This is a genomic window from Pantoea sp. GW821-FHT03E06, assembly GCF_059420725.1.
The window spans coordinates 517,253-529,859 of the sequence record NZ_JBWKUG010000001.1; the positions used below are offsets into that span (position 1 = coordinate 517,253).

Annotated in this window: 13 protein-coding genes; 7 read left to right on the forward strand and 6 right to left on the reverse strand. The window is 57.6% G+C overall.

Features of this window, described 5'->3' with window-relative positions; translation table 11 throughout:
* The first annotated feature begins 217 nt into the window (after positions 1-217).
* The 3 genes from rplU to cgtA all read left to right on the forward strand — a co-directional run bounded on the left by rplU (position 218) and on the right by cgtA (position 2,225).
* On the forward strand, positions 218-529 hold the full coding sequence (rplU, locus tag AC07WB_RS02355; RefSeq protein ID WP_007886644.1) for a 50S ribosomal protein L21: 312 nt from the start codon (positions 218-220) through the stop codon (positions 527-529).
* A 15-nt stretch (positions 530-544) separates the two neighbouring features.
* On the forward strand, positions 545-802 hold the full coding sequence (gene rpmA, locus AC07WB_RS02360; protein ID WP_007886647.1) for a 50S ribosomal protein L27: 258 nt from the start codon (positions 545-547) through the stop codon (positions 800-802).
* A 247-nt stretch (positions 803-1,049) separates the two neighbouring features.
* Positions 1,050-2,225 carry an Obg family GTPase CgtA gene (gene cgtA, locus AC07WB_RS02365; RefSeq protein ID WP_007886648.1) on the forward strand — a complete coding sequence of 392 codons (1,176 nt, stop codon included), beginning with the start codon at positions 1,050-1,052 and terminating at the stop codon, positions 2,223-2,225.
* A gap of 174 nt (positions 2,226-2,399) precedes the next feature.
* Here the strand turns inward: cgtA and AC07WB_RS02370 are convergent, their stop codons facing one another.
* From AC07WB_RS02370 to AC07WB_RS02390, 5 genes are read right to left on the reverse strand one after another with little or no spacing between them, the layout of a single operon-like run.
* On the reverse strand, positions 2,400-2,816 hold the full coding sequence (locus AC07WB_RS02370; RefSeq protein WP_345827372.1) for a hotdog fold thioesterase: 417 nt from the start codon (positions 2,814-2,816) through the stop codon (positions 2,400-2,402).
* 3 nt (positions 2,817-2,819) lie between these two features.
* Positions 2,820-3,575: a 2,3-dihydro-2,3-dihydroxybenzoate dehydrogenase gene (dhbA, locus tag AC07WB_RS02375; RefSeq protein ID WP_494939974.1), complete on the reverse strand. Its 756-nt coding sequence runs from the start codon at positions 3,573-3,575 to the stop codon at positions 2,820-2,822.
* Positions 3,572-4,426: an isochorismatase family protein gene (locus AC07WB_RS02380; protein WP_097095102.1), complete on the reverse strand. Its 855-nt coding sequence runs from the start codon at positions 4,424-4,426 to the stop codon at positions 3,572-3,574. The genes dhbA and AC07WB_RS02380 overlap by 4 nt, the downstream gene beginning before the upstream one ends.
* Before the next feature lie 18 nt (positions 4,427-4,444).
* A complete protein-coding gene (locus tag AC07WB_RS02385) occupies positions 4,445-6,061 on the reverse strand; it encodes a (2,3-dihydroxybenzoyl)adenylate synthase (protein WP_400458110.1) in 1,617 nt (538 codons plus the stop codon).
* Between the two features lie 10 nt (positions 6,062-6,071).
* Positions 6,072-7,253, reverse strand: coding sequence for an isochorismate synthase (locus AC07WB_RS02390; RefSeq protein WP_494939975.1), 1,182 nt, complete (start codon positions 7,251-7,253; stop codon positions 6,072-6,074).
* Positions 7,254-7,429: 176 nt separating this feature from the next.
* On the opposite strand from AC07WB_RS02390, the gene fepB reads away from it, so the two are divergent.
* Positions 7,430-8,395: a Fe2+-enterobactin ABC transporter substrate-binding protein gene (fepB, locus tag AC07WB_RS02395; RefSeq protein ID WP_494939976.1), complete on the forward strand. Its 966-nt coding sequence runs from the start codon at positions 7,430-7,432 to the stop codon at positions 8,393-8,395.
* Here fepB and entS read toward each other — a convergent pair.
* Complete coding sequence (gene entS / locus AC07WB_RS02400; protein ID WP_494939977.1) at positions 8,390-9,640, reverse strand: enterobactin transporter EntS; 1,251 nt, start codon at positions 9,638-9,640, stop codon at positions 8,390-8,392. The genes fepB and entS overlap by 6 nt on opposite strands.
* Before the next feature lie 141 nt (positions 9,641-9,781).
* On the opposite strand from entS, the gene fepD reads away from it, so the two are divergent.
* From fepD to AC07WB_RS02415, 3 genes are read left to right on the forward strand one after another with little or no spacing between them, the layout of a single operon-like run.
* Complete coding sequence (fepD, locus tag AC07WB_RS02405; protein ID WP_097095097.1) at positions 9,782-10,771, forward strand: Fe(3+)-siderophore ABC transporter permease; 990 nt, start codon at positions 9,782-9,784, stop codon at positions 10,769-10,771.
* Positions 10,768-11,751 carry an iron-enterobactin ABC transporter permease gene (fepG, locus tag AC07WB_RS02410; protein ID WP_494939978.1) on the forward strand — a complete coding sequence of 328 codons (984 nt, stop codon included), beginning with the start codon at positions 10,768-10,770 and terminating at the stop codon, positions 11,749-11,751. The genes fepD and fepG overlap by 4 nt, the downstream gene beginning before the upstream one ends.
* Positions 11,748-12,545, forward strand: a complete 798-nt coding sequence (locus AC07WB_RS02415) for an ATP-binding cassette domain-containing protein (protein ID WP_345827365.1) — start codon at positions 11,748-11,750, stop codon at positions 12,543-12,545. The genes fepG and AC07WB_RS02415 overlap by 4 nt, the downstream gene beginning before the upstream one ends.
* Positions 12,546-12,607: the final 62 nt, after the last annotated feature.

The window sequence follows — 12,607 nt, forward strand, 5'->3', positions numbered from 1 at the left end:
AGCGCTTTACACAGCGTGAGTTCAGGTAATCTGTTACTGATTGTACTTGAAAAATCGGGTTGCGAAACGTTTGCATTCGCCTTGCGCTTTTTTTCTGCAAGAGAGTGCAAAGTGCTCTTGTCTTCTGCTGGAGTATTGCGTAGAATTCGCGCCCTATTGTGAATATTTATCGCGCCGCCTGATGAATAGAAAGGCACGCGCAGAAGCGGAGTTTTATATGTACGCGGTTTTCCAAAGTGGTGGTAAACAACACCGAGTAAGCGAAGGTCAGACCGTTCGCCTGGAAAAGCTGGACATCGCAACCGGTGAAACCATTGAGTTTGACCAGGTTCTGATGATCGCAAATGGCGAAGACGTGAAAATCGGCGCGCCACTGGTTTCAGGCGGTGTGATCAAGGCAGAAGTTGTTGCTCACGGTCGTGGCGAGAAAATTAAAATCGTTAAGTTTCGTCGTCGTAAACACTACCGTAAGCAGGCTGGTCACCGTCAGTGGTTCACAGATGTGAAAATCACTGTGATCGGCGCGTAAGAGGAGATCTGACAAATGGCACATAAGAAGGCTGGTGGCTCGACCCGTAACGGTCGCGACTCCAACGCAAAACGTCTGGGTGTTAAGCGTTTCGGTGGTGAATCTGTTCTGGCAGGTAGCATCATCGTTCGTCAGCGTGGCACCAAATTCCACGCAGGTAGCAACGTAGGTTGTGGTCGTGACCACACCCTGTTTGCCACCGCAGACGGCAAAGTTAAATTCGAGATTAAAGGCCCGAACAACCGTAAATATATCAGCATCGTTGCTGAGTAAGGTTGTCGTGCTGCAGACGTCTACCGTCTGAATACACGAATGAAAGGCCCCGCAGCTTTGCGGGGCTTTTTACATTCTGCTGAAGCTTGCTGGATAACAGTTACGCTTTAGCACAGTTGTTGTACAATTTATGTACTCTTGGCTTTGCCAATCTTGTATTATCCGCCGTCGGTCAGCGCAGAAGACCCTGGCGGACCCGTTTGCGGCCTGCAAGCTGCCGTAAACGACAGCGTGACGGAGAAATAAAATGAAGTTTGTAGATGAAGCGACGATCCTTGCGGTCGCGGGTGATGGCGGCAACGGTTGCGTAAGCTTCCGCCGTGAAAAATATATTCCAAGAGGCGGCCCGGATGGCGGCGACGGCGGCGACGGCGGCGACGTGTATCTGTTGGCGGATGAAAACCTCAACACCCTGATTGATTATCGCTTTGAAAAGTCTTTCCGTGCCGAACGTGGCCAGAATGGCCAGAGCCGTGATTGCACCGGTAAGCGTGGTAAAGACATCATCGTCAAAGTGCCCGTTGGGACTCGCGTGATTGACCAGGGTACGGGCGAAACGCTGGGCGACATGACGCGCCATGAGCAGAAGCTGATGGTCGCGAAGGGCGGCTGGCATGGTTTGGGCAATACCCGCTTTAAATCATCGGTTAACCGTTCTCCACGTCAGAAAACGATGGGTACGCCGGGCGAGAAGCGTGACCTGCAGCTGGAGCTGATGCTGCTGGCTGATGTCGGTATGCTGGGTCTGCCAAATGCCGGTAAATCGACCTTTATTCGCTCTGTCTCCGCAGCAAAACCCAAAGTGGCGGATTATCCGTTTACCACTCTGGTACCAAGCCTTGGCGTGGTCCGTATGGACAGCGAAAAGAGCTTTGTCGTGGCAGATATTCCTGGCCTGATTGAAGGGGCAGCGGATGGCGCGGGTCTGGGTATTCGCTTCCTGAAACACCTTGAGCGCTGTCGCGTTCTGTTACACCTCATCGACATTGCACCAATCGACGAATCTGATCCGGTCGAAAACGCCCGTATCATTCTTGGCGAACTGGAAAAATACAGCGATAAGCTGTTCCAGAAGCCGCGTTGGTTAGTGTTCAACAAAACTGACCTGCTGAGCCGCGAAGAAGCGGAAAGCCGTGCTAAGGCGATTGCAGAAGCGTTAGGCTGGGAAGATAAGTATTACCTGATCTCTGCCGCAAGCCGCGATGGCGTAACTGATCTGTGCTGGGATGTGATGAGCTTTATCATCGACAATCCTAAAGAAGCCGAGCTGGAAGAGAAGCAGCCGGAGAAAGTGGCCTTCATGTGGGATGATTATCACCGCGAAGCCATGGAGACCGCGCAGGAAGTTGAAGAAGATGATGATTGGGATGACGACTGGGACGAAGAGGACGACGAAGGCGTCGAAATCATTTACCAGCGTTAATCGCACAAGAGAAAGCGGCCAGATGGCCGCTTTTTTTTTGCCCTCACCCTAACCCTCTCCCGCAAGCGGGCGAGGGAATCGATAGAGCAAACTTTGAATCATTACTTACATGACGCAGCGTCTCCCTCTCCCAGTGGGAGAGGGCCGGGGTGAGGGCATCGGGCCGCAGAGGACCTAACCCAGCACCGCTACCGTTAAACGCGACGTGCAGCACAGCTGATCGCGAGCATTGCGGATCTCAATCTGCCAGCTCTGATTGCGCGCACCAAGGTGCAGCGGGCGGCAGATCCCGCGCACTTCACCGCTGCTCACCGCGCGATGGTGGCTGGCACTCACCTCAATCCCCACCACGCTTTTACCTTCTTCGATGCTGAGATAACCGGCGATCGATCCCATCGACTCCGCCAGCACCACCGAGGCGCCGCCGTGCAGCAGGCCAAATGGCTGCTGCGTGCGGACATCCACCGGCATGATGGCTTCCAGATAATCTTCACCAATGACGGTAAACACAATACCGACATGTGCCACCAGCGAGTTTTCACCCAGCTTATTCAGCGTCTCAAGATCAATCGATCGTTTCCACATTGCCATCTGTTAGGATCCCAGCGTTGCGCCACCGTCGACCACAATATCCTGCAGTACCACGTGGCTGGCAAGATCCGAAGCGAGGAACATCACGTTTGCCACGATCTCCTGCGGCTTGGCGATCTTACGCAGCGGGATCCCCAGCTTATACTGATCCGGGAAACCATTGATCATCTCCTGTTCTGCTTCAGGCGTATGCCACAGGCTGCGTTGCATATCGGTATCGGTCGATCCCGGCGAGACGATATTACAGCGCACGCCGAACGGCGCCATCTCTAAACCAACGGTCAGGCACAGGCTGCGTAGCGCCGCCTTGGATGCACCATAAGCGGACATGCCGAGGCGCGGGGCATGTGCGGCATTGGACGCGATGGTGACAATCGCGCCCGTGCGCTGCTGGCGAAACACCGGCAGGGTTTGCTGGAACATATTGAAAGCGCCACCGGCGTTAACCGCCAAACAAGCCTGCCAGTCCTCGAACGACAGTTCATCGGTTGCGCCAATGCGCAAAATTCCGGCACCGTTAACCAACACATCTAAGCGCGGCTGATCCGCCAGTAAACGCTGACAAACCGTTTTCACCTCGGCGGCGCTGGCCACGTCCAATACTTGGGTTGCAAACGGATAGTCGGCCTGATCGAAACGCAGATCGAAGCCGATCACCTGCGCGCCTGCCTGATGGAAGCTGAGCGCCGTGTGATAACCAATCCCTTTTCCCGCGCCGGTGACCCAGACGATTTTTCCACTGAAATCAAAAGCATTCATTTGGCTGGCACCCGTGATAACAGTGCCCACCAGCCATCAATGGTCGGATTTTTTGCCAGGCTGACAAAATCAATATCGCTATGCACCTGACGCCAGCGCGCCGCCAGCGCCATCACGCGCACCGAATCCAGACCGTAATCGATCAGGCTCTCGTCATCTGCTGGCACATCGTCATCTTCCAGCAGCGGCAAAATCAGCGCCCGCAGATCGTCTTTACTCAGCGGTAGCGGCATCAGATCGGCGGTCATCACCACTTTCCCGCTGCGACCAGCGGTGTAAGTCAGCGCCATCATGTGCTCTTCACGTGTGAAGTCAGCCAGCGCATCGGCCACCATAAACGGCTGGATGTTGCGCATAAAGGCGTCTGTCGCGGTTGTCAGGCAGCCAATATGTGCGTAAACGCCGGTGATGATCAGCTGATCGCGGCCCATTTCCTGCAAGGTTGATTCGAGCGGTGAGCGCACAAACGCGCTATAGCGCCATTTGGTCAAAACCTGATCGTCCTGATCCGGCGCCAGTGCAGCAACGATCTTCTGCTGATCCGGATGCTTGTTCAGGCCCGGTCCCCACATGTCGTTAAGCAGCGCGCGATCGGCGTCGCTCTGCGCATTCGGCTGCGCGGTATAGAACACCGGAATGCCCTGCGCCTTGCAGTAGGCGCGCAGGCGCGCGATGTTTTCCACCACCTGATTCACCAGCGGGCTGTCTTCACCCCAGAAATTGAGGAAATACGCCTGCATATCATGAATCAGCAGCGCGGCACGCTGCGGTTCCACGGCCCATTTCACCTTGTTAGTTGGCAGCTCAGTTGCCGCTGGTAATGCGTAAGAATTCAGTTTTGGAATAGCCATTACAATCTCCGGAACAGGTCAGGCTTGCGCTTGTTGATCGGCAAGCTGTTGGCGTAAACGTTTTTTATCTACCTTGCCAACAGGCGTTAGCGGCAGGGCATCTACGCAGGTAATACGGTCAGGTAATTTGAACTCGGCCACGCCCAGCTCACGCAGATGACGGCGCAGCGCCACCGCTTTAATCGGCTGGCTGGCGACGATAAAGGCGCAACTCTTTTCACCCATCAATTCATCGTTCATCGACACCAGCGCGGCGTGGATCACGTCTGGATGGCGCTGCAGCAGATTTTCGATCTCCTCCGCTGCGATCTTCTCGCCACCGCGGTTAATCTGATCTTTTTCACGTCCTTGTACAGTGATGTAACCCTGCGCGTTAATCTCAATCAGATCGCCAGAGCAGTAAAACCCATGGGCGTCGAAGCTGGCGGCGTTATGCTCTGGGCTCTTGTAGTAGCCGCGAAAGGTGTAAGGACCGCGCGTCATCAGGCGACCAATGGTGCCAGTTGGCAGCGCATTGCCGTGCTCATCTGCAACCCACACTTCGTCGTCCTCAGAGATTGGGCGGCCTTGCGTGGTGAGAATGGTGTTCTCATCGTCGCCAAAGCGGGTGTAGTTCACCAAACCTTCGGCCATACCGAACACCTGCTGCAGCTGACAGCCCATTTCGTTCTGAATGCGTGCGGCCAGGGTTTCACCCAATTTGGCGCCGCCCACCTGAATGCGCTTCAGCGAGGCCAGCTGCTTGTTGCTGCCCCATTCCTGAATCGCCTGTAGCCACAAACTCACCGCCGGTGGCACCAAACCAGTATCCGTAACCTGATGCTTTTCAATCAGCGGGAAACACAGCGTCGCGCTGGGATCGGCGGCCAATATCACCTGTCCACCCGCGTAAAATACGCCGAGTGAACCGGGTGAACTCATGGCGAAGTTATGCGGGGCGGGCAGGGCGATGAGATAGCGCGTATCGGCGGTTACCTCACAGATCTCATCACTGGCGCGAATGCTGTAGTAGTAATCGTTGTGGGTGCGCGGAATCAGCTTTGGCGTGCCGGTGCTGCCGCCTGAGAGTTGGAAAAATGCCACTTCATCGGCGGCAGTTGGCGTGGCGACGAAATTACCCGCCGCTTCCGCCATCAGCGCTTCCAGCGTGTTTTCCGGCTGATTGTCATTGCGTAAAATCACCTGCTGCAGCGAAGGCTGCGCGTCGCACAGTGCGCTGATAAAGGTGTCGTCAGCAAACAGCGCATGGGTGCGATCGGCAATCAGCAGCTTGGGCTCAATCTGCGCCGCATAGGCGCTGAGTTCGGTACGCTGATGGCTGAATAGGGCGAAAACTGACGCCACGCCGAGCTTAAACAGTGCGAATACCGTGACATAAAAATCAGCCACGTTGCCGAGCTGCACCAGCGCGGTATCGCCACTCTGCAGGCCGCGACGCTGCAGCGCAGCGGCCAGATTGCTGCTTAGCACATCCATTTCGCGATAGCTGATGTGACGATCGCCATCAATCACCGCAATGGCATCGTTGTGCTGATGACGCGCCAAAATATCGGTCATCGGTACATCCAGCCAGTAGCCTTTTTCGCGGTAGCGCGCGGCCAGATCGTCCGGCCAGCGAGTATAGGGAATGCTCATGCTCTTTCCTTTATTGCAGTCCAAAGGCGCGCAACATGGTATCCAGCTTCACGCCGGTTTCGCGCCATTCTGATTCAGGTTGGGAGTCGGCGACGATGCCCGCGCCGGCAAACAGCCGCACACGCGTGCCGTGCACGGTGCCGCAGCGGATAGTCACTACCCATTCGCCATTGCCTTCGCTATCGCACCAGCCGACGATGCCGCCAAACAGCTGGCGATCAAAGGGTTCCAGCTGCTGGATGAGCTTCTGCGCGCGCTGATGCGGGAAGCCGCTCAGCGCCGGCGTTGGATGCAGCAGGCAGGCCAGCGACAGGGCATTTTCCTGCTCATTCTGGACTTCGCCGTCAATTTGCGTCGCCAGATGCCACAGCGTAGCGGTGGTGATCAGCGAAGGCGTGCTCGGTACTGACAGCAAACGGCTGCGCGGCTGCAGCGTATCGCGCATCGCGTCGGTCACCAGTTTGTGTTCATGGCGATCTTTGCTGGAATTCATCAGCGTGTTACCTGCCGCGCGATCCTGCTGCGCATCGCCATGATTGCGCCGTGCAGATCCGGCGAGCGGACAAGAACTGAAATCGCGACCTTGTTTACGCAGCATCAGTTCCGGGCTGGCACCGATCAGCGCACCGCCTTGCGGCAGCGGCAGATGGAAATGGTAGCTATTCGGATTCTGCGCAATCACGCGCTGCATCAACGTTGCCGTATCCACCGGCTGCTCCGTGACGATATCCATCAGGCGCGACAGCACCACTTTATCCAGCTCGCCGCGCTGCGTGGCTGCTACCGCATCTGCCACCATATTGAGGAAGACATCGTGGTCTGGTACCGGCGTGCGACGGCGCACCTCTGGCAGATCGCTGATGCCTTGCGGCAGTGCGTTTTGCAGGTCGTCTCGATTGAAGGTCTGATGGGCTTCGGGAATAAACAACGCCGCAGGCTGGCTGACATCGAATGGGATCGCCCCGACCAGAATCGGATTGGCGATGCCCTGTTTTTTCGCGGCAGCAAAGTGCTGACGCAGCTGTTGTTGGAAATCACCCTGCAGCGACGCGGCATCATGTACCGGCGCGCTAATGGTGGTATAGCATCCTTGCGTTGCCAAACTGCGCCACGGCGAGGTAAAGAGAAAACCACGGCAAAGCGCGGAATAATCCTTCAGCCAGGCATTTTCAAACGTGGTCGTTTCCACCATAATTTTCACCTATAAATGATAAGATTATTAAGAATGATTATCATTTTTATTATGGGCCTGTAACCTACGTCGATTGGGCAAAAGTGTCAATCCATTCGCGGGATTTCAGCGACCTTTTGACGTAATCAGGCGCTGACGCTGAACAGGGCAATATGCTAAAAAGTGGGCTAAAACTTATGAATAAATGCGGTTTTTGGGCTATTGCAGCCCTATTGAGTGTTTTCCAGATTTTCACCAGCGTCGCGCATGCCGAACAAGGTTGGCCGCGCACCCTTCAAGGGGCTAACGGATCGCTCACCTTAAACAAAGCGCCACAGCGTATTGTTTCCACCAGCGTCACGCTGACCGGTTCGCTGCTGGCGATTGATGCGCCGGTCATCGCCTCGGGTGCGACTGCACCCAATAGCCGTCTGGCCGACGAGCAGGGTTTCTTCCGCCAATGGAGCGAGGTCGCCAAACAGCACCAACTCAAACGTCTGTACATTGGTGAACCGAGTGCCGAAGCGGTAGCAGCCGAAGCGCCGGACCTGATCATCGTCAGCGCCACCGGCAATGACTCCGCCATCAAACTCGTCGATCAGTTCTCTGCCATCGCACCGACGTTAGTGGTCAACTACGACGACAAAAGCTGGCAGGATGTGGTCACACTATTAGGCCAGGCCACCGGCCAGGAGGCTCAGGCGGCACAGCGTGTTAACGCCTTCAACGATCGCGAAGCCGCGCTGAAGAAAGCCATCACGCTGCCGCCGCAGCCGGTTTCCGCCATGGTGTGGAACGGCGGTGGGCGCGCGGTCAACCTGTGGACCGCCGCCTCGGCGCAGGGCAAGCTGCTGGAACAACTCGGTTTCACCCTGGCGGTGCCGTCGGCCAGCGTGGAGCAGAGCCACAGCATGGGACAGCGTAAAGACATCATTCAGCTGTCAGGCGAAAATCTCGCCAGCGGCCTGACGGGTAAAACCTTCCTGCTGTTTGCCGCCGACGATAAAACCACGCAGTCGGTGCTGAGCAATCCGTTCCTGGCGCAGAATGCTGCGGTGCAAAACAAGCAGGTGTACGAATTGGGTGTCGATTCGTTCCGTCTCGATTACTACAGCGCCAGCAATCTGCTCGCGCGTCTGGAAAAACTGTTCGTTAAATCATGATGCCTGTTCCGCCAGCTCTGGCGCTGGCGGGTGGTAACGACGTAAACGCCCCATCACTAACCACATCACCATGCCCAGCAGCGCCGCGGCGAAGCCAAACACCGCAGCGGCCTGCGGTGGCAGCAGCCAGGAACCCATCGCGCCAATCACTGCCGCACCTATCGCGTCGCCGGTGACGTTCTGTGCCGTCCACAACCCATTGATGCGACCAAGCAAATGATCGGGCGTGAGCGCTTGAATCATCGCGTATTGCACCAAGCTATTGATGGCGCTGAAGTAACCGAAGGCGATCAGGCAAGCTAACGCCAGCGGCAGGTTCGGCATCAGGCTAAACAAACCAAGGGCGATAAACGCCGCAATCGCGCTGCCGAGTATTAACTGCCCTGGACGCGCGGCGTGTTTCAGTTTGCCGCTGGTCAACGCGCCCACCGCGGCACCGAGCGGCACCGCGGCGTAAAGCAAACCCAGCTGGTCAGCACTCACTGACCAATGAGGCGCGAGTGCGGGATAGAGCACGCGTACCGCGCTGGCTAAGGTTACCAGCGCACCAATCAACGCCACCATGCCGACAATCGGGCTGGCAAAAAGAAACTGCACGCCAGCGGCCAGGGATTTCAGCGGATGTTCACGCGGCTGCGGCGGAGGCGGCAAGTGCGGTAATTTTAACAGCGTCAACACCGTGAGCAGCGTGCCGAACGCGGCGAGGCCATAGTTCCAGGTTACGCCGCCGTGGGCAATCACCAGACCGGCAATCGCAGGTGACAAAATCGAGCCGAAGCGCACCGTTAACATGGTGATGGCTCCGGCCTGCATAATATTTTCACGCCCCACCAGCGCGGGCGTGGCGGCCAACAGCGCGGTGACGCCAATCGCCCCGAAGAAGCCATCCCAGAAGCCCAGCAGATAAACGGCGATTAACGAGGGTTCCGGCAGCGCGGCGTTGATCGCCAACGCGATAAAGCCTAAGCCGCAGGTGGATCGGGCCAGCAGAATCAGCTTTTTGCGCTCATGGCGATCTGCCAATACGCCGCCGGTCAGCAGACCAATAAACATGCCCGCAGCGGCCAGTGTCACCGCCAATCCCACCAGCAGCGGTGAATTTGTCATGTGCTGGATCTGCACCGGCACCGCGACGGCAAGCATGCCGAGCGCGACAATCGAGATAAAGCGCGCAATAAATACCGCGCGAAAAGCCGGATGGGTTTTCAGCAGTGAAAGATCGATAAAGTGGGAAGATTTGTTCATAGGTTCGCCTTTTTGCACCAATTTTCCTCATCGTCCGCGAGGCGAGTCATGGTAACATAGCTAAACGCGAGTAATAACGATAACCATTATCAAGTTGCATCGCGCATGCGACGACGTTGAACAGTGAAGGTTTAGAACGCTATGCGCCAGATCCGTGCATTGGCAGGCTCAGGGATTCTGCTCTTGCTCCTCATCGCTCTTAGCTTGATGCTAGGGGCCAAATCGATACCGCTTCCCGATGTTTATCATTCGCTTACCTCCAGCTGTAACAGCGCGGAGTGTGTGATTGTGCGTGACGCGCGCCTGCCGCGCACCCTGGCCGGTCTGCTGGCGGGCGTGGCGCTCGGCCTTGCTGGTGCCTTAATGCAGAGCCTGACGCGCAACCCGCTGGCCGATCCCGGTATTCTCGGCGTCAATGCTGGAGCCGGTTTCGCGGTGGTGATTGGCATAGCGCTGTTCGGCGCAGATTCGCCGGTGGATTGGCTTGGCTTCGCTTTTGCCGGTGCACTGCTCTCTTCGTTGCTGGTGGCATTGACCGGTGCGATTGGCGGCGGGCGCGTTAATCCGGTGCGTCTTACGCTGGCGGGCGTCGCGCTTGGCGCGGTGCTGGATGGGCTGACATCCGGCCTGTCGCTGCTCAATCCTGACATCTACGATCACCTGCGCTTCTGGCACAGCGGCTCGCTGGATATCCGCAATTTTACCGTGCTGCGCACGCTGTTTCCGGCGGTGCTGGTGGGCGGCGTGGTAGCGATTCTTCTGTCGCAGGCGCTTAACAGCCTGAGCATGGGTGGCGATATGGCCACCGCGCTCGGTACGCGCGTGGCGCGCACGCAGTTGCTTGGCCTGCTGGCGATTGCGCTGCTGTGCGGTGCAGCGACGGCGGCGGTGGGGCCAATTGCGTTTGTGGGCCTGATGACGCCGCACTTTGCCCGCTGGCTGGTAGGCAACGATCACCGCTGGATGCTGCCCGCAACCGCGCTGATTACACCGATTTTATTACTCGCCGCCGATATTCTTGGCCGCCTGCTGGTTGCGGGCGAGCTGCGGGTTTCCATCGTCACGGCAATGCTTGGTGCACCGATGCTGATTGTGCTGGTACGCCGCAAACTGGGCCGGGGTGGGCTATGACGCATCGTGCCTGGTTACACGCGCTTTGGCTGCTGCTTTGCTGCGGGCTGCTGGCGTATCTGGCGATGACGCGCGGCGCGTTACAGATTAGCGGCGAACAAATCGGGCAGCTGCTGCTCGGGCAGGGGGCCGGCAACGTCAAGCTGATCGTGCTGGAGTGGCGTTTGCCGCGCGTGCTGATGGCGTTGCTGATTGGTGCTGCGTTAGGGATTAGCGGGGCGATTTTCCAGTCGCTGCTGCGCAATCCACTCGGCAGTCCGGACATTCTCGGCTTTAACACCGGCGCTTACAGCGGCGTACTGGTGGCGTTAGTGCTGTTCAATCAAAGCGTCACGGCGATGACCGGCGCGGCGCTGATTGGCGGCATCGCCACGGCGGCGTTGGTGTATCTGTTCGCCTGGCGCAACGGCGTGGAAACCTTCCGCCTGATCATTGTTGGCATCAGCGTGCGCGCGCTGCTGATGGCGCTGAACTCGTGGCTGATTATCAGCGCGTCGCTGGAGTCGGCGCTGAGTGCCGGCTTATGGAGCGCCGGATCGCTCAACGGAATTACCTGGGCGAAAACGCCGCCGGTGATTGTGGTGCTGCTGCTGGCGTTACTGCTGATGGCGTTATTGGCGCGGCGCATGCGCCTGCTGGAGATGGGCGACGATACCGCCTGTGCGCTCGGCGTGCCGGTGGAGCGCAGCCGTATGTGGCTGATGCTGATTGGCGTGGTGTTAACGGCAGCATCAACGGCGCTGGTGGGACCGATTTCGTTTGTCGCGCTGCTGGCACCGCAAATTGCGCGTCGTCTTGGCGGCGGCATGAAAGGTGCATTGCTGCTCTCGGCGCTGTGTGGCGCACTGTTGCTACTTGCCGCTGACTATGCCGCACAGCATCTGTTTCTGCCTTATCAATTACCGGTTGGCGTGATTACCGTCATCCTCGGTGGACTTTATCTGATTGCTTTACTGGTGCGGGAGGCGCGACGCCAATGATCGATATCCCTTCACGTCTGCGCGGCGAAGGTTTGACGCTGGGCTACGATAAAAAAGTGGTGGCAGAGAATTTGTCGGTGGCGATTCCCGAGGGTGAACTGACGGTGATTATCGGCCCCAACGCCTGTGGAAAATCGACGTTACTGCGCACGCTCAGCCGCCTGCATACGCCGCTGAAAGGGGAAGTGCTGCTGGATGGCGAAGCGATTGCGCGCTATCCCACGAAAGAAGTGGCGCGCCGTCTTGGCCTGCTGCCGCAAAGTTCGAACGCACCTGCGGGCATCAGCGTAACAGAGCTGGTGGCGCGCGGACGTTATCCGCATCAGGCGCTGTTTGGTCGCTGGCGTGCGGAAGATGAAGCGGCGGTGCAGCAGGCGATGCAGGCCACCGGCGTGGCCGACCTAGCGCAGCAATCGGTGGATACGCTATCGGGCGGTCAGCGCCAGCGCGTGTGGATTGCGATGGTGCTGGCGCAGGAAACGCCGCTGCTGCTGCTGGATGAACCGACCACCTGGCTGGATATCACGCATCAAATTGAGTTGCTGGAGCTGATGCAGGAGTTGAATCAGCAGCATGGCCGCACGCTGGTGGTGGTGCTGCACGATCTCAACCACGCGTGTCGTTACGCCACGCACTTGATTGCCATGCGTTATGGCAAGATTGTCGCCGAGGGCAAACCGGCGGAGATCGTGACGCCAGCGTTGATCGAGCAGGTGTATGGTCTGCGCTGCGTGATTGTGGAAGATCCGGTGGCGCATACGCCGATGATTGTGCCGCTGGGGTGCGGAAGATAATTGAGGTGGTCGCCATGAATGGCGACCCTACAAAATCACACCGGCACATCGTAGGGTCGCCA

What these genes read in the sequence shown, in the direction of transcription:
- fepG (WP_494939978.1), top strand. Translation starts at nt 10,768, where the DNA reads ATGACGCATCGTGCCTGGTTACACGCGCTTTGGCTGCTGCTTTGCTGC.
- fepB (WP_494939976.1), top strand. Translation starts at nt 7,430, where the DNA reads ATGAATAAATGCGGTTTTTGGGCTATTGCAGCCCTATTGAGTGTTTTC.
- AC07WB_RS02390 (WP_494939975.1), bottom strand. Translation starts at nt 7,253, where the DNA reads ATGGTGGAAACGACCACGTTTGAAAATGCCTGGCTGAAGGATTATTCC.
- rpmA (WP_007886647.1), top strand. Translation starts at nt 545, where the DNA reads ATGGCACATAAGAAGGCTGGTGGCTCGACCCGTAACGGTCGCGACTCC.
- AC07WB_RS02385 (WP_400458110.1), bottom strand. Translation starts at nt 6,061, where the DNA reads ATGAGCATTCCCTATACTCGCTGGCCGGACGATCTGGCCGCGCGCTAC.
- AC07WB_RS02380 (WP_097095102.1), bottom strand. Translation starts at nt 4,426, where the DNA reads ATGGCTATTCCAAAACTGAATTCTTACGCATTACCAGCGGCAACTGAG.
- entS (WP_494939977.1), bottom strand. Translation starts at nt 9,640, where the DNA reads ATGAACAAATCTTCCCACTTTATCGATCTTTCACTGCTGAAAACCCAT.
- AC07WB_RS02370 (WP_345827372.1), bottom strand. Translation starts at nt 2,816, where the DNA reads ATGGCAATGTGGAAACGATCGATTGATCTTGAGACGCTGAATAAGCTG.
- fepD (WP_097095097.1), top strand. Translation starts at nt 9,782, where the DNA reads ATGCGCCAGATCCGTGCATTGGCAGGCTCAGGGATTCTGCTCTTGCTC.
- dhbA (WP_494939974.1), bottom strand. Translation starts at nt 3,575, where the DNA reads ATGAATGCTTTTGATTTCAGTGGAAAAATCGTCTGGGTCACCGGCGCG.
- cgtA (WP_007886648.1), top strand. Translation starts at nt 1,050, where the DNA reads ATGAAGTTTGTAGATGAAGCGACGATCCTTGCGGTCGCGGGTGATGGC.
- AC07WB_RS02415 (WP_345827365.1), top strand. Translation starts at nt 11,748, where the DNA reads ATGATCGATATCCCTTCACGTCTGCGCGGCGAAGGTTTGACGCTGGGC.
- rplU (WP_007886644.1), top strand. Translation starts at nt 218, where the DNA reads ATGTACGCGGTTTTCCAAAGTGGTGGTAAACAACACCGAGTAAGCGAA.